Annotated in this window: 17 protein-coding genes and 2 pseudogenes; 14 read left to right on the top strand and 5 right to left on the bottom strand. The window is 62.6% G+C overall.

Annotated features, from left to right (window positions below):
* Positions 1-2: 2 nt before the first annotated feature.
* Positions 3-644 (bottom strand): protocatechuate 3,4-dioxygenase subunit alpha, encoded by a 642-nt coding sequence (pcaG, locus tag ACFWEM_RS03575; protein ID WP_378531228.1) that lies wholly within the window; start codon positions 642-644, stop codon positions 3-5.
* Entirely contained in the window at positions 637-1,356 is a 720-nt protein-coding gene (gene pcaH / locus ACFWEM_RS03580; RefSeq protein WP_095972088.1) for a protocatechuate 3,4-dioxygenase subunit beta, read from the bottom strand. The genes pcaG and pcaH overlap by 8 nt, the downstream gene beginning before the upstream one ends.
* A gap of 171 nt (positions 1,357-1,527) precedes the next feature.
* Here pcaH and ACFWEM_RS03585 point away from each other — a divergent pair, with 171 nt between their 5' ends.
* Together ACFWEM_RS03585 and ACFWEM_RS03590 are read left to right on the top strand one after the other, a co-directional pair.
* On the top strand, positions 1,528-2,274 hold the full coding sequence (locus ACFWEM_RS03585) for a CoA transferase subunit A (RefSeq protein ID WP_030536554.1): 747 nt from the start codon (positions 1,528-1,530) through the stop codon (positions 2,272-2,274).
* The gene (locus tag ACFWEM_RS03590; RefSeq protein WP_378531231.1) at positions 2,271-2,918 is read left to right on the top strand and encodes a CoA transferase subunit B; all 648 of its coding nucleotides are present in this window, start codon (positions 2,271-2,273) and stop codon (positions 2,916-2,918) included. Before ACFWEM_RS03585 ends, ACFWEM_RS03590 begins: the two co-directional genes overlap by 4 nt.
* A 62-nt stretch (positions 2,919-2,980) precedes the next feature.
* Here ACFWEM_RS03590 and ACFWEM_RS03595 read toward each other — a convergent pair.
* Both ACFWEM_RS03595 and ACFWEM_RS03600 read right to left on the bottom strand, forming a co-directional pair.
* Positions 2,981-3,268: pseudogene (locus tag ACFWEM_RS03595) on the bottom strand (GyrI-like domain-containing protein); the annotation flags it as partial.
* An 18-nt stretch (positions 3,269-3,286) separates the two neighbouring features.
* Entirely contained in the window at positions 3,287-3,859 is a 573-nt protein-coding gene (locus ACFWEM_RS03600; protein WP_378531232.1) for a helix-turn-helix domain-containing protein, read from the bottom strand.
* A 153-nt stretch (positions 3,860-4,012) separates the two neighbouring features.
* Here ACFWEM_RS03600 and ACFWEM_RS03605 point away from each other — a divergent pair, with 153 nt between their 5' ends.
* The 4 genes and pseudogenes from ACFWEM_RS03605 to ACFWEM_RS03620 form a co-directional block, all read left to right on the top strand.
* Positions 4,013-4,585: a peroxidase-related enzyme gene (locus ACFWEM_RS03605; RefSeq protein WP_378531233.1), complete on the top strand. Its 573-nt coding sequence runs from the start codon at positions 4,013-4,015 to the stop codon at positions 4,583-4,585.
* Positions 4,586-4,719: 134 nt separating this feature from the next.
* The gene (locus ACFWEM_RS03610; protein ID WP_378531234.1) at positions 4,720-6,414 is read left to right on the top strand and encodes a hypothetical protein; all 1,695 of its coding nucleotides are present in this window, start codon (positions 4,720-4,722) and stop codon (positions 6,412-6,414) included.
* Positions 6,386-7,003 (top strand): sortase domain-bontaining protein, encoded by a 618-nt coding sequence (locus ACFWEM_RS03615; protein WP_378531235.1) that lies wholly within the window; start codon positions 6,386-6,388, stop codon positions 7,001-7,003. Before ACFWEM_RS03610 ends, ACFWEM_RS03615 begins: the two co-directional genes overlap by 29 nt.
* 104 nt (positions 7,004-7,107) lie before the next feature.
* A pseudogene (locus ACFWEM_RS03620) lies at positions 7,108-7,725 on the top strand (M20/M25/M40 family metallo-hydrolase); the annotation flags it as partial.
* A 348-nt stretch (positions 7,726-8,073) separates the two neighbouring features.
* Here the strand turns inward: ACFWEM_RS03620 and ACFWEM_RS03625 are convergent.
* Positions 8,074-9,099 carry a LacI family DNA-binding transcriptional regulator gene (locus ACFWEM_RS03625; RefSeq protein WP_285182146.1) on the bottom strand — a complete coding sequence of 342 codons (1,026 nt, stop codon included), beginning with the start codon at positions 9,097-9,099 and terminating at the stop codon, positions 8,074-8,076.
* A gap of 234 nt (positions 9,100-9,333) precedes the next feature.
* Here ACFWEM_RS03625 and ACFWEM_RS03630 point away from each other — a divergent pair, with 234 nt between their 5' ends.
* From ACFWEM_RS03630 to ACFWEM_RS03665, 8 genes are read left to right on the top strand one after another with little or no spacing between them, the layout of a single operon-like run.
* Complete coding sequence (locus tag ACFWEM_RS03630; protein ID WP_003940276.1) at positions 9,334-10,176, top strand: BtpA/SgcQ family protein; 843 nt, start codon at positions 9,334-9,336, stop codon at positions 10,174-10,176.
* A gap of 2 nt (positions 10,177-10,178) precedes the next feature.
* Complete coding sequence (locus tag ACFWEM_RS03635) at positions 10,179-11,078, top strand: carbohydrate kinase family protein (protein WP_378531236.1); 900 nt, start codon at positions 10,179-10,181, stop codon at positions 11,076-11,078.
* Positions 11,075-12,082, top strand: a complete 1,008-nt coding sequence (locus tag ACFWEM_RS03640) for a substrate-binding domain-containing protein (protein ID WP_019745494.1) — start codon at positions 11,075-11,077, stop codon at positions 12,080-12,082. Before ACFWEM_RS03635 ends, ACFWEM_RS03640 begins: the two co-directional genes overlap by 4 nt.
* Positions 12,083-12,084: 2 nt before the next feature.
* Positions 12,085-12,855: an ATP-binding cassette domain-containing protein gene (locus ACFWEM_RS03645; RefSeq protein ID WP_372025254.1), complete on the top strand. Its 771-nt coding sequence runs from the start codon at positions 12,085-12,087 to the stop codon at positions 12,853-12,855.
* Positions 12,852-13,895 carry an ABC transporter permease gene (locus ACFWEM_RS03650; protein WP_372025252.1) on the top strand — a complete coding sequence of 348 codons (1,044 nt, stop codon included), beginning with the start codon at positions 12,852-12,854 and terminating at the stop codon, positions 13,893-13,895. Before ACFWEM_RS03645 ends, ACFWEM_RS03650 begins: the two co-directional genes overlap by 4 nt.
* Positions 13,850-14,941, top strand: a complete 1,092-nt coding sequence (locus ACFWEM_RS03655; protein ID WP_378531237.1) for a phosphotriesterase — start codon at positions 13,850-13,852, stop codon at positions 14,939-14,941. The genes ACFWEM_RS03650 and ACFWEM_RS03655 overlap by 46 nt, the downstream gene beginning before the upstream one ends.
* Positions 14,934-15,686 carry a glutamine amidotransferase gene (locus tag ACFWEM_RS03660; protein ID WP_317825854.1) on the top strand — a complete coding sequence of 251 codons (753 nt, stop codon included), beginning with the start codon at positions 14,934-14,936 and terminating at the stop codon, positions 15,684-15,686. The genes ACFWEM_RS03655 and ACFWEM_RS03660 overlap by 8 nt, the downstream gene beginning before the upstream one ends.
* Complete coding sequence (locus ACFWEM_RS03665) at positions 15,683-16,309, top strand: TenA family protein (RefSeq protein WP_378531238.1); 627 nt, start codon at positions 15,683-15,685, stop codon at positions 16,307-16,309. The genes ACFWEM_RS03660 and ACFWEM_RS03665 overlap by 4 nt, the downstream gene beginning before the upstream one ends.
* Positions 16,310-16,390: the final 81 nt, after the last annotated feature.

A 16,390-nucleotide genomic window follows, 5' to 3' on the forward strand; every position in this document is an offset into this window, starting at 1 on the left:
TCTTACAGTTCGAAGAAGGGCGTCTCGACGCCGTTCGCGTCCTCGTCCTGAACATAGACCGTCCAGGAGTACCCACCGTCGACCTTGGTTGCAACCAACTTCGCGCGTTCGGTTTCGCTCAGTGACGACAGCACCGGATCTGCTGCGTGTGCGTCGGCATCCTCGGGGAAATACAAGCGGGTGACCAGGCGGTCGAGCATGCCGCGCGCAAAGACCGACACGTTGACGTGTGGGGCTTCGCTCACGTCAGCTTCGGTGGGCAGCGCACCGGGCTTGACGGTGTGAACCAGTGCAGTGCCCGTGGGATCCGCTGCGCTGCGGGCGAATCCGCGAAAACCAGCCGGAGTGAGCTCCACTGCGCCACGGGGATCGTCCGGATGGTTGAAGCGTCCGAGCGTATCGGCCTGCCATGTTTCGATCATCGCGTCCGCGACGGGTGTACGGGCGCCGTCGATCACCGTGATGGCCAGCGTGATTCGTCCGGGGGTATCGCTCGGGGCAGCGTCGGGGCCGTCCGTCCAGGGGAGGCCGATGTGCCAGTACGGCCCGACGGTCTGAGAGGGCGTGACACCGAAGGGGGCAGTGGTGAAGTCGCCGGGGACGACCGGATAAGTGGGTGCGGGCTTCGCGGTGTGATCAGTCATCGTGGTCTTCCTCGTTCTCGAATACGGAGGCATTACGGCCGCGCAGGACGATGTCGAAGCGGAACCCGAGAGCCCAGTTGGGGACTGTGGCGTCGTAGTCGAAGACGCTGACCATGCGATGACGGGCCTCTTCGGGCACCGCGTTGTAGATCGGGTCCTGGAAGAACATCGGATCGTCGGGGAAGTACATCTGCGTCACGAGGCGCTGCGTGAATGCCGTGCCGAACAGCGAGAAATGGATGTGGGCCGGTCGCCAGGCGTTGTCGTGGTTCATCCACGGGTAGGCGCCGGGCTTGATCGTGGTGAAGCTGTAGTGGCCGTTCGCGTCGGTCACGCAGCGACCGAGCCCGTTGAAGAACGGGTCCAGCGGCGCGGGCCAGTTGTCGCCGGTGTGGCGGTAGCGTCCACCGGCGTTGGCCTGCCACACCTCGAGCAGTGTGTGGGGGACCGGCTTTCCGTCGCCGTCGAGTACGCGCCCGTGGACGACTATGCGCTGTCCCTGTGCTTCGCCGCCGTTGGCGATGGTCAGGTCGTTTTCGCCGGCTCCGACGCGGTCCTCGCCGAATACCGGCCCGGTGAGCTCCGTGAGGCGCTGGGGGAGCAGCTTCAGCGGTTGCTTCGGGTGGCGAAGAGAAGTGGTCTTGTAGTCCGCGAAATCGGCCGGGGCGTTGACGCCTGTCGGCCGCTGGTACCTCGGCGGTAGATGCAGCATAGGGAACCTCGTCGTTCGGTTACGTGAAGGTGTTCGCAATGTGTACATGTGTTGCGCTCTGCGAACAGAATAGTTCGTGAATGTGACCCAGGCAATGCCGGGGGCGAAAAATGTTCGTGCTGCGCACGGGGGTTCACAATACGTACGGGTCGCGCTACTGTGATCGACATGATGGACAAAGTCATTCCCACTGCTGCCGAGGCCGTCGCCGACGTGCCGGACGGCGTCACGATCGCTGTCGGAGGTTTCGGGCTCGTCGGAGTGCCGGAAATCCTCATCGATGCGCTCCTCGAGCAGGGCGCGACATCACTCGAAACGGTGAGCAACAACTGCGGCACCGACGGGTTCGGGCTCGGAGTGCTTCTGGAGAAGGGGCGTATCCGTCGTACTGTCAGCTCGTACGTCGGCTCCAACAAGGAGTTCGCGCGTCAGTACCTTTCCGGTGAGCTGGAAGTAGAACTCACGCCGCAGGGCACGCTCGCCGAGCGCATGCGCGCCGGGGGAGCGGGCATCCCCGCGTTCTTCACCCCGGCCGGCGTCGGCACCCAGGTCGCCGACGGCGGACTGCCACTGCGTTACGACGGCAGCGGCGGCATCGCAGTTGCCAGTCCGCCCAAGGAAACTCGTGACTTCGACGGCGTCACCTACGTGATGGAGCGCGGCATCGTCGCCGACTATGCACTGGTCCATGCCTGGAAAGGTGACCGGCACGGCAACCTCGTCTACCGCGCGAGTACCCAGAACTTCAATCCGGCTGCAGCAACGTCGGGGCGCATCACCATTGCGCAGGTCGAGCACCTCGTAGAGCCGGGTGAGCTCGACCCCGCCGAGATCCACACGCCGGGCATTCACGTTCAGCGTGTTGTCCACGTCGGCCCCGTGACGGTCGGCATCGAGAATCGGACGGTACGAGCATGACTTCTGTACTACCCACCAAACTCACCCGCGAAGAGATGGCGGCCCGCGTCGCGCGCGAACTCGAGGACGGGCAGTACGTGAACCTCGGCATCGGCATGCCGACGCTGGTTCCGAACTACCTCCCGACCGACATCACCGTGGTATTGCACTCGGAGAACGGCGTTCTGGGCGTGGGGCCGTACCCCACCGAGGGCGAACTCGATCCCGAGCTGATCAATGCAGGTAAGGAGACCATCACCGTTCTCCCCGGTGCGTCGTTCTTCGACTCCTCCGCTTCGTTCGGCATGATCCGTGGCGGTCAGGTCGACGTTGCCGTTCTCGGTGCCATGCAGGTCAGTGCCACCGGAGACCTCGCGAACTGGATGATCCCCGGCCACATGGTCAAAGGCATGGGCGGCGCGATGGATCTGGTCCACGGCGCAAAGCGCGTCATCGTGATGATGGAGCACGTCTCGAAGAAGGGCGAGCACAAGATCGTCGAGGAGTGCTCACTTCCGTTGACCGGTAAGGGCTGCGTCCAGCGAATCATCACCGACATGGCCGTGATCGACGTGACTGCCGACGGTCTCCGCCTGGTGGAGACGGCGCCGGGCATCAGCGTCGACGACGTGGTTGCTGCGACCGGAGCGAAACTGATTCTCTGACAGTTTGTTTCATCTGGGTACTCAGCCGCCGGGTCGTGACTTCCGCCGACCCGGCGGCTGCTTTACGCGCCGTTGTCCTTCAGTTCGCTCTCGACCGGAATCCAGAGTTCAAAGCGTGCGACGGTGTAATCGTCGTTGTACTCGGTACGCATTATCTCGGGACCAGGCACGGAGCGAAAAGGGTTGGCCGGGAACCATTCCGTGTAGATGTCTCGCCACAGATACTGCACAGACTCGATTGCCGATCCGTCGGCGGTGAACACGGCCCACGTGTGAGCGTCGACCGAAAGCGCGTCGAAGCCTGAGGGCGCGGTTTCGCCGGTGACCACTCCCAGGTAGTAATCCAGTTCTGTGCCTTCGGTTCTGGGCTACGCCAAATTGTCGACAACACTGACGATTCCCTCCGGTTCTTGATCGGACAGCTCGCGCAGTCCTCGTAGCGCGACCTTGTCCACGGTGCGGGTGAAATCTTCGATGGCAGAATTGGGACCTTCGTGAACCAGTGGTACCCGGGTTTTGAATCCGACTACCGTCAAGGCGGGTTTGTCTACAAGCATGTAGTCCATCGGTGTGGCTCCTTCCAACGTCACGTGAATGACAAGCTTCGGTTGTGATTTGAGAACGGCGGGAGCGCGTTTGACTGCGCCGGGACTCACGCCGTGAAATGTGGTGAACGCTCGTGTGAAGGCTTCCGCGGACGAGTACCCGTACTTCACGGCTGTCTCCAACACTCCTGATCTGCTGACCGACAACTCGGCACCAGCCAGGGTGAGTCGACGACGACGGATGTACTCCGACACAGGAATGCCGGCGAGGGCCGAGAACATCCTTCGGAAGTGATATTCCGAGGTGGTTGCCAGCCTTGCCATCTCGACTGTGTCGATCTCGCCGCTCAGATTGTCTTCGATGTACTCGAGCGCGCGGTTCAGTCCGTCGATCATCGTGTCTTCCTGTTCACGGGTTTCACGCTACGCAGATCGCCTCGGTCGTACCCGACTATCCGTGCCCGAAAAAGTAGGGCAGGAATGCATCTGGACAACTCAGTTAATCATCATTATCTTGAATCGAACATCGATGGTTGACCAGGAGGCACAGTGAGCACCCGTTTTCCGCAGGCTGAATTGACCGAGGTGCCCGAGGACATCGCCACCAAGATTCTCGAGATCCAGGAGAAGTCGGGGTTCGTGCCCAACGTCTTCCTGATGTTCGCTCGTCGCCCAGCCGAGTTCCGGGCATTCTTCGCGTACCACGACGCGATCATGCTCAAGGAAGATTCCGCGCTCACCAAGGGCGATCGAGAAATGATCGTCACCACGATCTCCGCGGCCAACAAATGTACGTACTGCGTTGTCGCGCACGGCGCGATTCTGCGTATCTACGAAAAGAAGCCACTGGTTGCCGATCAGGTTGCGGTCAACTATCGCACCGCAGAGATCTCCGATCGTCAGCGCGTGATGCTCGACTTCGCCACCAAGGTGAACTCCGCCTCTCACGAAATCGCCGACGCCGATTTCGATGCACTCCATAAGCACGGCTTCGGTGACGAGGATGCGTGGGACATTGCGGCGATCACTGCCTTTTTCGGCCTCAGTAACCGAATGGCGAGTTTTTCCGGCATGCTGCCCAACCCGGAGTTTTACCTGATGGGGCGAGTTCCGCGGACCTGATTCCCGCTCGCTGAACACAAGCTTTCAATTTTTCGGACCGACCGGTCGTAACGTCTGGAACTCAGCCGACGAAGTAAAGGCTGTCCACGCCGGAATTGCCGTCTTCGTAAAAGAAGGCCGAAAGGTTGAGCGCTATGTCGGAGAAGTCCATCGCCCATTCTCGGAGGGTCCGCTCTGCGGCCGCCGGTGCCGTACTAGCTCTCGGATTGGCGGTGGGCGGCACGGGAATTGCATCGGCAGAGCCGGAAACCGTGTGTACCCCGAGCACAGATCCGCTTGTGACCTGCGCTGAGGAAGAGGCAGTTCCCACTACCGACGCCGACGCGGCGACAAGCACCGAGACCGTACCCGAGAAGGTCGAGGCCGGCGCCGCAGAAGCAGGTACTGCCGGAACCGCGGCAACGGACGCCGCGGCACTGGCGGAAGCCGAAGCAAAAGCCAAAGCCGCAGCCGACGCCGCAGCGAAGGCGGCCGAAGCAGCCGCGACGGCAGGGGTCGACTCGTCCGCAGCGACAGACACTTCGGTGAAGGCGACCGAGGCAATGACTCAGGCGAGCGTCGAGGCAACCAAGGCTGCGGTCGAGTCGACCAAGGCCAAGGCGGAGGCCGGGGCAGCGGAACAGTCTGCCAAGGACGCAGAAGAGGCGGCCAAGGTTGCGGAGTCCGCTGCGGCCGACGCCAAAGAGGTAGCAAAAACAGCTCAGGCAGAAGCAGATGCGGCCGCAGCCAAGGCAACGGAACTCGAGGAAGCTGCGAAGGCCGCCGGTTCGGGCACCAAGACCGAGGAGGCGGCACAGGCTCGCGCCGAGGCCAATGCTCTGCAGGCCAAGGCCGATGAGGCGAAGGCTGCCGCGGATGCAAACGCCAAGCTGGTTGCGGACAAGAACAAGGAAGCCGACGAAGCCTTCAAGAACTGGGATTTCGCGAAGGGACTCGCCGCAAAGGCTCAGGCGTTGGCCGCCGCTTGGAATGCCAAGCAGCTCGCGATCACCGTCAAGGAAACTCAGAAGGTGGCCACTGCCGCCGAAACCACCGCCAAGGCAGCTGAGTCCGCGGCGGCCACCGAAGTAGAAGCTGCCACCGCCGCCCGTAAGGCCGCAGACGAAGCGGCTGCTACAGCAGCTTCTGCACAGAAGGACGCCGACGCTGCACAGAAGGCCGCAGAGACGGCCCAGGCCGAGGCCGATGCTGCAGGGGAGGAGGCCACCGACAAGCGAGCAATCGCCGCCGAAAAGGCTGCCGAAGCCGCCAAGAAGGCCGAAGCTGCCGAAGCGGCGAGCAAGAAGGCGCAGGATCTCTACCTGGCGGCCGAAGACGCGAAGGCCGCGGCCGACGCCGCAGCAGCAAAGGCCAAGGAAGCTCAGGCCGCCGCAGCCGCCGCGAAAGCCGAAGCGGATGCAGCGCAGAAGATCGTCGACGAGCTCAAGGCAAAGGGCGAGAAGGAGATCGACAACGGAACAGGCGTCGGCGGTGAAGTGATCATCGGTGAGCACACTGACGACGGTTCCGGAGTCACGAAGGTCGACGAGACCACCGCTGTGGTGAACAAGACCGGCGTCAAGCTGGTCGGCTACTACAACAACAAGGGCGCCTTCGACGTCGTCGACTACTACATCACTGACTCCGATGGTGATCCGGCACTTGCCGGAACCCTGCCCCCGGTCGATCTTGCTCTCGGTGACACTGCAAGCAGCAGCAGCGGTAGCAGCAGTTCGAATCTTCCGGCTGTACTGATCGGCGTCGGAGTCGTGGGCGCCGCAGCCGCAGCAGCTACGACGGTGGTCGTTCGTCGCAAGCGTCATGACGGTACGGGCAACACGTCTGCGTAGCGTCGGCCTCTCGGTGGTGGCAATCCTCGCACTCCTCGTATCCGGATGTTCGGACGAGGACCCGGGATCGCCACCTGACCGCTCGCCGGTGCAGTCGCACATCGCGGCTGCACCGGCTTCGGCGCCCGTCGATCCGGCCGAACCCGAGCGGATCGAGTTGAGGTCTGCGTCCGGGGTTACGTACCTGAGCAGTCCATTGCACTCGGAAAAACTGATGCGCGGCGGCGAGAGTGGGCAGCAGCTGAATCCGGTCGACGAGCTGCCGGTGTGGTGGGGCGAGAGCGGACTGCCGGGAACATCGACCACGCAGACAGTTGTTGTGGTCGGGCACAACTACACCAGTCGCGAAGCACCGTTCCGAGCGCTACGGGTAGTCGAGCCAGGTGATCACGTTCTACTGGGTACTCCGAACGGAGTGCTCGAGTACGACGTCGAAACCGTCGGGCCGTTGCACAAAGGTTCACTGTTGGGCGCACACGAGTTGCGCGAATCCGTCCCGGGACGGCTGATCCTCGCCAATTGTGATGTCGTCGAGGGGGAGTCGACGCCGGACAACTACATCGTCGTCGCTCAGCTGGCAACGCACTGAATCCGCGACAGTGCAACAATGGGTACATGGATTCTCTCGGTCTTCTCTCGGAACTGGTAGCCCTCGACACGGTCTCGGGGGAGTCCGCTCCTCAACGGCGGGCGATGGATTCGATTGTCTCGTTGGTTCTCTCACGTGCGCCACAGGCGAAGGTGGAGTCAGACCTGACCGGCAATCATCCCTGGGCCTTGATCACCAACGAAGCTGCACCCTCGGCAGCCAGACTCCTGTTCGCCTGCCACGTGGACACGGTGCCGGTGGGCACTGTCTCCGACTGGGAGTTCGACCCGTACGCCGCACAGGTCGACGGCGAATTGTTCCTCGGCAGAGGGACATCGGATATGAAGGCCGGCCTTGTTGCCGCTACTGCCGCGGTTGTCGACGCTTTCGAACGTGGAGTCCCGGTCGCGCTGTTGCTGACGAGCGACGAGGAAATCGGATCGCTCGGGGCTGTTCGTTCGGCTGACGCCGTGGCGAATCTCGAGGTCGGGGCCGTCATCGTTCCCGAGGCGACCGGCAATCGCATCAACCTGGGGCACCGCGGCGCACTGTGGCTCGAAGTGTCCGTCAAAGGAAAAGCCGCGCACGGGAGTACACCGCAGCGAGGAACCAACGCCGTCCTCAAACTGCTTGACGTCGTCGACCGAGCCCGGCGTGAGCTTCCGCTGTCGTCCGACGCGTTTCTGGGTGCCGAAACCTGGAACCTCGGCTTGGTCGGCGGGGGTTCGGCTCCGAACATCGTGCCGGACAGTGCACGTGCGGTGATCGATCACCGCACGGTGGGAGACGGCGCCGACCTGCTCGCGTGGTGGCGAGCCCAACCAGAAGTCGACTCGGTAGAGACGTCGATTCATCTGGGGGGGCGTGCGCACCGACGCGTCGGATCCGTGGTTGGCCACCTTGCCGATCCCTGTTGCAACCGAACCGGTTTCGTACTTCACCGACGCTTCGGTGCTGGCAGCGGCCGCCCCAGGAGCTCCCGTCGTGATCTGGGGGCCTGGTACTCCCTCGCTGATGCATGCGGCCAACGAAAGCGTCAAGGTCTCGGAACTGGACGATGCAATTGCTGCTTACGGTGCGGTGGCTGCTGCTTGGCCGACGGTGGACTGACGGACAATCAGTTCAGGAGCAAGCGCAATGTGGGCTGTCGACTCGGAAGAGTTGTTCATCGCTTGATCCAGAAGTCGCACAGCTTCTTCCGCGATTCTCTCCTGTGGCTGTCCGACGGTGGTCAACGGCGGATTGCATAGTTCGGAGAACGGGATGTTGTCGAAACCGGTGACCAGGACGTCGCCGGGGACGTCGATGCCCAGTGTGTGGCAGGTTTGCAACACGCCGAGTGCGATCAAGTCGTCGGCGCAGACCAGAGCGTCGGGGCGAGTTTTGCCGGTCAGGATGATGTTGGATGCCGTGCGCCCCCATTCGATCGAGTACTCGCCGAGTTGTGTCCACTCGTCACGAGTTTCGATGCCCATTCGATCCGCGTGGCGGAAGAAGCCGGCCCGGCGAAGTTCTGTTGACGAATTGGTCAGCTCGGAACTGATGAAGGCGGCTGATTGCGCGCCACGCTCCGATAGATGCTCCATCACCAGGGATTGAGCGGCGTCGTCGTCGACGCCGACCCAGTCCGTCTGGGTATCCATTGCAAACCGGTCCAGTTGAACGACCGGAAGCGTTGCCGCGCTGGCTCGGACGGCCTCGGCACTCAGTTCGCCGTGGCACGGGCTGATGATGATTCCGTCCACCTGTCGCGAGACGAGCGACTTCAGTCGCTGCGCTTCCACGTCGGGGTCGGAACGAGAATCGCACAGGAACAGTTGTAGTCCGCGCTGAGCGAGGACGTGTTCGACGTTGACTACCAGCGAAGTGAAGAAGGGGTTCGCGATGCTCGGAACCACCATTCCAACAGTGTCCGTCCGATTACGACGCAGTGAGCTGGCGATGATGTTTCCCGAGTATCCGAGAGAATCCGCGGCTCGTTTGATCGTCGCCGCAAGCTCGTCCGAGACAGGGCGGGATCCGGACAGTGCCCGCGACACGGTGGCAGTCGACACCCCGGCCAGTTCCGCGACATCGCGAATGGTCGCCTTGCGCATGCGTCCCCCGTTTTCTGCTCGATTCGGGTCCGAGGTTATCGAACCGCACGGTCCAGTGTCCCGCATGTAACGCGATTGAGGCAATCGTTTACAAATTCGAATTGTGAAATCCTTGACACAACCCGGTGTTGATCGCATAACCTGCTAATTCATCAAGGCAATCGATTACATCGTGTGCAGATCTTGTGCATGGACATACAGCGCAAATCTTGCGCATGGAATGGGGTAGCTGAAGTGACCGCATCACCGCTCGGAGTCTTTCCGCCCAAGCCCTCGGCGTTGGCAGAGATGTTCACCGGCACGCCTTCTCTCATCGGGGCCATCCACCTCCCTGCTCTGCCGGGCAGCCCGCACTACACCGGGCAGCCGGTTTCGGAAATTGCTCGCTTCGCTGTGGAGGAAGCACACGCGTACGTCGACAACGGTTTCGACGGTGTGATCGTCGAAAATCATTGGGACATACCGTTCCTCAAGCCCGGTGAACACGGATACGAGACGGCCGCCAGCATGGGCGTCATCACGGCAGCGGTGGTCGGCGAGTTCGGCAAGGCCGTCGGCGTCAGCATCCTGTCCAACGCCGGCGAGTGCGGAGTGGCCGCGGCGTGGGCGGCGGGCGCGAGTTTTGTGCGCGTCAATCAGTGGGCCAATGCCTACATTGCCAATGAGGGCTTCATCGAGGGTCAGGCTGCCAAGACGACGCGCTTCCGCCATCGCATCGGCGCCGACCCGGTCAGGATCTTCGCTGACGTGCACGTCAAGCACGGTGCGCATGCCATTGTCGCGGACCGCACTGTCGCGGAACAGACCGAAGACGCCGAGTTCTTCGACGCAGACGTTCTGATCGCGACGGGTTCGCGCACCGGTGACGCCGCTTCGGTCGACGAGGTTTCCGTGATCCGAGACAACACCGTTCTTCCGGTGATCATCGGATCCGGCATCACGGCTGCCAATGTCGCAGCGCTGATGAAGGAATGCGACGGCGCCATAGTTGCATCTTCGGTGAAGGACAATGGACGCTGGTGGGGACGGGTCGCAGGCGAGAAGGTCCGCGAACTGTCCCGGGCTGCAGGAAAGTAACCATGATTGTCTTTTGTGGATACGCCAACAACGATGTGACGGTGCATGTCCCACACGTACCGGTCCTCGGGGAGCGCGTTCAGGCAACGGCCATCAGTCAGATCGACGGTGGAATGAATGCAAATGCTGCGGTATCCGCGGCCCGAATGGGCGCGCAGGTGATCTTTGCCGGTGCCGTGGGCCCGGACGCGCGGTCCACCGAGTTTCTCGAAGCCCTCGAGGCAGATGGCGTCGACACCAGTTGGTCGCCGCGAGATGCGTTCCTGTCGACGGCAGTTGTTCTCATCGCGCAGGACGGCGATCGCTCCATCATCAGCCAGGATGACCCGAACGATGCCGAACGCATCGGAGTTGTCGTTACCCGATTGGCCGCTGCCGGCGGTGGACGACTGTTCCTCGACGGATACCGTGCGGTCTTCCTCCCGGATGAATTGCCGGGAAGCGTAAGTCTGGTAATCGATCTGGACGGTTGTGAAAACAAAGCCGCGGCACTGCGCGCGTTCGCGCTCGCTGACCACGTCGTCGTAGGGCGTGCCCTGTGGGAAGGCGAGTTCGGGATCGATCTCGATCAGTGGCAGGCACTGGCCGCCGAGCACAATACTCACCTGCTGGTGACCGACGGCTCGCGAGGTTGGACGCTGGCCACACCGGACGGCGAGGTGACGAGCGAACCGGCAGTAGTGGTCGACGTCGTCGATGCAGTCGGGGCCGGCGATTGCTTCGGCGGTACGTACATCGCTTTTGTCGACGCCGGGCGCTCGCCGGTGGACGCCGCACGACTCGCGGGAGCCTCGGCTGCCTTGGCTTGCGCCACCGCAGGACCCCGCGGATGCCCCACCCGAGATGAATTGGACAGCTTCACAGCAATATTGACCCCTCACACCCTTTTGGAGACTCGATGATGAAACGTGCTTTGCCTCTGGCTCTGGGAGCTGCAGTCGCGCTCACGCTCACCGCTTGTGACTCGGCGTCGTCGAGTGACTCGAAGGACGCATCGGGTGGCTCGTCCATCCCGCAGCCGACCCGGGTCGCCGAAAGCTGTGACGGGACGAACGGCAAGCTCAAGGTCGGCCTGGTGACCATCAATCTCCAGGCGCTGTACTTCAACCAGATCAACAATGCCGCGAAGAACGTCGCGGACAAGGCAGGCGTCGACCTGCAGATCATCAGCGGCAACGACGATTCCGTCGCACAGGCCAATGCTTTCGACAATCTGATCGCCGCCGGTGTCGACGCGATCATCGTCGACGCGATCGACACGGACGGAATCAAGCCGTCGGTGGTCAAGGCCAAGAACGCGGGCATCCCGGTTGTCGCTGTCGATGCGACCATCGACGATCCGGCGCTGTCGACTCAGGTCGGTACGGCCAACGCCGAGGGCGGTGCCAAGATCGGAAACACCTTGGCCGATGTCGCGAACAACACCGGAACGGTCGGTATCGTCGGCGCGCTCAACAGCACAGTCCAGCTGGAGCGGCAGAAGGGCTTCACCGAGACCGTGACCGGCCGAGGAATGACCGTCGGCACCGTCGTGGACGGACGTAACATTCAGGAGAACGCACAGACCGCAGCGGAGAACCTGCTGACCGGCGGCGGCGACATGAAGTACGTCTACGCAACCGGTGAGCCGGCCTTGATCGGACTCGTCGCGGCGGTCAACAGTCAGAAGGCGCAGGATCGCATCGAAGCAGTCGGTTGGGATCTTTCGGATCAGGCGGTAGGCGGACTCAAAGCCGGTTGGCTTAAAGGCGTGGTCCAGCAGAACACCTTCGAATTCGGCCACGAGGCAATGAATTCGGCAATCGACCTGGCTTGTGGCCGCGGCGCTCCGGCAAACATCCCCGTTCCCACCCAGATCGTGACTCCGGAGAACGTCGCCGACTACATGTACTACTTGGAGAAGTAATCATGGCACCTCCACTGATCGAACTCTCGGGCATCACCAAGTCGTACGGACCGGTGAAGTCCCTTCAAGGAGTGGACCTTCGGCTGGCGAAGGGTGAAGTACTCGGAGTGGTCGGCGACAACGGCGCCGGTAAGTCCACTCTGATGAAGATTCTCGCCGGCGCAGTTCAGCACGACGGCGGTGAAATGCGCGTCAACGGTGAACCAGTACGCTTTTCGACGCCGCTCGACGCGCAGCAGAAGAAGATCGGAATCGTCTACCAGGACCTGGCTCTGTGCGACACGCTCGACGTCGCCAGCAACCTGTTCCTCGGCCGAGAACCGCGAAAGGGTCCCTTCCTCGACCGGCATGCCATGCACGAGAAGGCGGCTCACATTCTTGCTGACCTGCATGTCAAGGTGAAGTCGACCTACCAGGAGATCGGGCAGCTGTCCGGCGGACAGCGGCAAACCGTCGCGATCGCCCGCGCGGTCTCCTTCCGGCCCGACGTGCTGATCCTCGACGAGCCCACCGCAGCGCTTGCCGTCGCAGAGGTCGAGTCGGTGCTCAAGCTGATCACGGACGTGGCAGCGGCCGGGGTGGGCGTCATTCTCGTGACGCACCGCCTGCAGGATCTGTTCCGCGTGTGTGACCGAATCACGGTCATGTACGAGGGGCAGAGCGTCGACGACGTTCCGATCGGCGACCTCAACATCGAGTCTCTCGTCGGACTCATCACTCGAACTCCGGTTCCGCAACGGACACCGGCAGCAGCACAGGGAGTCACGGCATGACCACTCTCGAGAAGACCCAGGCACCGGTCGAGCGAAAGCTTGCCGCCAAGCCGTCGTTGTGGGACAGCGTCAACAAGCCGACGCTTGCGATGCTCGCGGTGACAATTGCTGTCGCAGCTGTCTTCTCGGCGACCACGTCGTCGTTCCTGACATTCACGAACCTGTCGAACCTGGCAACCCAGATCGCTCCGGTTCTGATCATCGCGGTAGCAATGACTTTCGTGATCACGGCCGGTCAGATCGACCTGTCCGTCGGTGCGATCGTCGCGTTCGTCGCGGCGATGAGTGCCGAACTGATCCAGGCGGGCGTCGATTCGTCCCTGGTCTTCGTCGCCGCCCCGGTGATGGGTGCAGCCTGGGGTCTGGTCAACGGTTGGCTGGCCGCCTATCAGGGTATTCCGCCGTTCATCGTGACTCTGGCGACGATGTCCGTCATCCGCGGCATCGCGCTGTACCGGACCGAAGGGTTCTCCGTTCCGGTCCCGGCAGACACCTACTTCGCGAAGCTCGGAACTGCAGAGTTCCTCGGGTTCTCCGCCAGCGCCTGGATCGCTCTCGTCGTCGTGGTCATCGGAGCAATTGCGCTCAACCGCATGCGCTTCGGACGCTACGTCACCGGTATCGGTTCCAACGTCGAATCCGTACGACGGTCCGGCGTCAACACGCGTCGTGTGCTCATGATGACGCTCGTCTTCACCGGCCTGGCCGCCGGCATCGCGGGACTGCTGATCGCGGCTCGACTGGGCTCGGGTTCGGCCAACTCCGCAACGGGATTCGAGCTCACCGTGATCACCGCGGTGGTTCTCGGTGGCACCAACCTTTTTGGCGGTCGCGGCACCGTGATCGGTACCGTCATCGGCGCTGTCCTGACCGGAATCATCGCCAACGGATTGACCCTGCTCGGCGTGAGCCCGTTCCTCACGCCGATCATCACCGGTGTCGTTCTGCTACTGGCCATCTGGATCAACATGCGCGGACACACACTGAGCGCGCTGTGGCGACACCTGCAGTCCGCACCCTCGGGGCCTGCACGCTCATGAGCAAGGTTCGTACCGTCACGGGTACTGTCGACAGTTCGGAACTCGGACTGGTGCTCCCACACGAACATCTGCACAACGACGTCACCGGTGCATACACCGAGGCCCCGGATCCGGTTGTGGCGCAGCGGTTGGCCGGTCCGGTACGTGCCGACGATGCTTGGCTTCTTCACGACAATCCTTACTACAGCCTCGACAATTGTCGAGTCGACGACGCAGCGGCAGTGGTGGAGGACCTTGCGGACTTCGCTCGCCTCGGTGGTCGGACGATCGTCGATCTGACGCCGCCGGGGCTGGGCCGGGCGCCGGAGAAGTTGGCTGAGTTCTCGCGAAAGTCCGACGTGCGAGTGATCATGGGTTCGGGGTGGTACCTCGAGACGACTCATCCGGTGGAGGTCCACGAACTCGGTGTCGACGATCTGGCGGGTTCGCTTGTCGAGGAGTTCGATCCGGCAAAGGAATTGGCTCCGGGAGTGATCGGGGAGATCGGTGTCTCCCCGCTCTTCACTCAGAACGAGTCGAAAGCGTTGCGGGCGGCGTGCATCGCTCAGCGTGAGGTGGACGTGCCCCTGTTCGTCCACCTTCCGGGATGGCAGCGCGTCGGACATCACGTTGTCGACATCGTGGTCAACGAGATGGGCGTCGATCCGCAAGCAGTGGTCCTGTGCCACATGGACCCGTCGGGACACGACACCGAATACCAACGATCGCTCGCCGACCGCGGAGTTTTCCTCGAGTTCGACATGATCGGAATGCCTTTCGACTTCCCCGGGGAGGGCCTTTCTCCACATCCGGCGGAAACAGCCACTGCGGTAGCCGGATTGGTGACTTCCGGCCACGCCTCACAACTGTTGCTCAGTCACGATCTCTTCCTCAAATCAATGCTCAGAAAGCACGGCGGTAACGGATTCTCCTACGTACCACTCGCCTTCGCCGCACGGTTGATGCGCGCAGGCGTAGATCCCCAGCAAGTGTCCGCACTGATGCGAGACAACCCGAGGTCGCTCTTCGAGCAGGCCGCGAAAGGAAACAGAAGCAGTCATGGGTAAACGAGTACTGATCGCCGGCGAGAGCTGGATGACGACGTCGACGCACGTCAAGGGCGTCGACGAGTTCAGTGTCCATTCCTACGTCGAGGGTGTCGGTCCGCTGAGGGATGCGCTCACCTCACGTGGCCACGACGTGACACACATGCCCGCACACCTGGTGCCGACGCAGTTTCCCGGTACCGCAGAAGCGCTGTCGCAGTTCGACGTCGTCGTTCTCTCCGACATCGGTGCGAATTCTCTGCAGTTGGCTCCCGGTGTATTCGACCAGTTCCGCGCCGGCGAGGATCGCCTTGTTGCGCTTCGTGACTGGGTGAACGCCGGTGGCTCACTGATGATGATCGGTGGCTATCTCTCGTTCTCGGGGTTCCAGGCGCGAGCAGCCTTCCGTCAGACTGCGATTGCCGAGGTGCTGCCAGTGACGATGCTGGCCGAGGACGATCGCGTCGAGACACCGGCCGGGATCGTTCCCACCGTCGTCGATGCCGCTCACCCGGCTCTCGGTGGTGCCGGGGATTCCTGGCCGGCGCTCTTGGGATACAACCGCGTCGTCGCGAAAGACGGTGCTGCGGTTCCCGCCACCATCAACGGCGATCCGCTTGTCGCTGCAGGTGAATACGGCGCCGGACGGTCGATCGTCTTCACCTCGGACTGCTCGCCGCACTGGGCTCCACCGGAGTTCTGTGAGCAGTGGCCCGGATACACCGACCTGTTCGACGGCTTGATCAGTTGGGTCGCCGGCGAATGAGTCGGTCCTCAGACCTGCTCGCGCGGCAGCAGAGTAACCTCGCTGCCGCGCGGGCGGTTCCATTCATCGAGGACACCATCGGCGGGACGTTGACTGATGAGGGATTTCGCCGGTACCTCGTGATCGAAGAGGCATTTGTACTGACTGCCGTCAAGGTGTTGGGGTTGGTGGTCGCCGAATCCCCGACGCTCGACGACGCGCTCGACCACGTGACGTCGATGTCGAACCTGGTGGGCGAACAGCGCGAGTATTTCGCGCAGTTGCGGTCCCGCTTCCCGTACGAGGGTGACGCAGCGGCTCTGGTCGAGGAGTCGGCCGTTCTGTCCACGCACGCCTTGGCCCTCGCCCGCGACGAGGGCCGGGCGGCGGCCCTGGTGGGCATGTACGCCGCGGAAACCCTGTATCTGTCGTGGTGCCGGGAGGCTGCGGCCCTGAAGGTCGAGCGCGAACCAGCGTTGCAGGACTGGGTGGACATGCATGTCGCTCCGCCATTCGTGTCTCAGGTGGCGGTGCTGGCGTGCGAGGTGGACGCCATGCCCGAGTCCGTGAGCGACGAGGACCTGGATCGGTGGTTCTCCGGCATGCTGGCCGCGGAGATCGATTTTCACAAAGTGGCGGTGTGAACCCCTGCTGTGCGCCTTTGTTAACCCCCGGCGGTTAACAAAGGCGCACAGCAAAAGGCCCGTAGGTCGCTTTCGCAACCT

It is taken from the genome of Rhodococcus sp. NPDC060176 (assembly GCF_042728675.1).
GTDB lineage: Bacteria > Actinomycetota > Actinomycetes > Mycobacteriales > Mycobacteriaceae > Rhodococcus_F.

Excerpts from the sequence above, each read along its gene's own strand:
- ACFWEM_RS03615 (WP_378531235.1), top strand. The coding sequence starts at position 6,386 with ATGACGGTACGGGCAACACGTCTGCGTAGCGTCGGCCTCTCGGTGGTG.
- ACFWEM_RS03665 (WP_378531238.1), top strand. The coding sequence starts at position 15,683 with ATGAGTCGGTCCTCAGACCTGCTCGCGCGGCAGCAGAGTAACCTCGCT.
- pcaH (WP_095972088.1), bottom strand. The coding sequence starts at position 1,356 with ATGCTGCATCTACCGCCGAGGTACCAGCGGCCGACAGGCGTCAACGCC.
- ACFWEM_RS03590 (WP_378531231.1), top strand. The coding sequence starts at position 2,271 with ATGACTTCTGTACTACCCACCAAACTCACCCGCGAAGAGATGGCGGCC.
- ACFWEM_RS03650 (WP_372025252.1), top strand. The coding sequence starts at position 12,852 with ATGACCACTCTCGAGAAGACCCAGGCACCGGTCGAGCGAAAGCTTGCC.
- ACFWEM_RS03635 (WP_378531236.1), top strand. The coding sequence starts at position 10,179 with ATGATTGTCTTTTGTGGATACGCCAACAACGATGTGACGGTGCATGTC.
- ACFWEM_RS03610 (WP_378531234.1), top strand. The coding sequence starts at position 4,720 with ATGTCGGAGAAGTCCATCGCCCATTCTCGGAGGGTCCGCTCTGCGGCC.
- ACFWEM_RS03640 (WP_019745494.1), top strand. The coding sequence starts at position 11,075 with ATGATGAAACGTGCTTTGCCTCTGGCTCTGGGAGCTGCAGTCGCGCTC.
- ACFWEM_RS03660 (WP_317825854.1), top strand. The coding sequence starts at position 14,934 with ATGGGTAAACGAGTACTGATCGCCGGCGAGAGCTGGATGACGACGTCG.
- ACFWEM_RS03585 (WP_030536554.1), top strand. The coding sequence starts at position 1,528 with ATGGACAAAGTCATTCCCACTGCTGCCGAGGCCGTCGCCGACGTGCCG.
- ACFWEM_RS03645 (WP_372025254.1), top strand. The coding sequence starts at position 12,085 with ATGGCACCTCCACTGATCGAACTCTCGGGCATCACCAAGTCGTACGGA.
- pcaG (WP_378531228.1), bottom strand. The coding sequence starts at position 644 with ATGACTGATCACACCGCGAAGCCCGCACCCACTTATCCGGTCGTCCCC.
- ACFWEM_RS03625 (WP_285182146.1), bottom strand. The coding sequence starts at position 9,099 with ATGCGCAAGGCGACCATTCGCGATGTCGCGGAACTGGCCGGGGTGTCG.
- ACFWEM_RS03600 (WP_378531232.1), bottom strand. The coding sequence starts at position 3,859 with ATGATCGACGGACTGAACCGCGCGCTCGAGTACATCGAAGACAATCTG.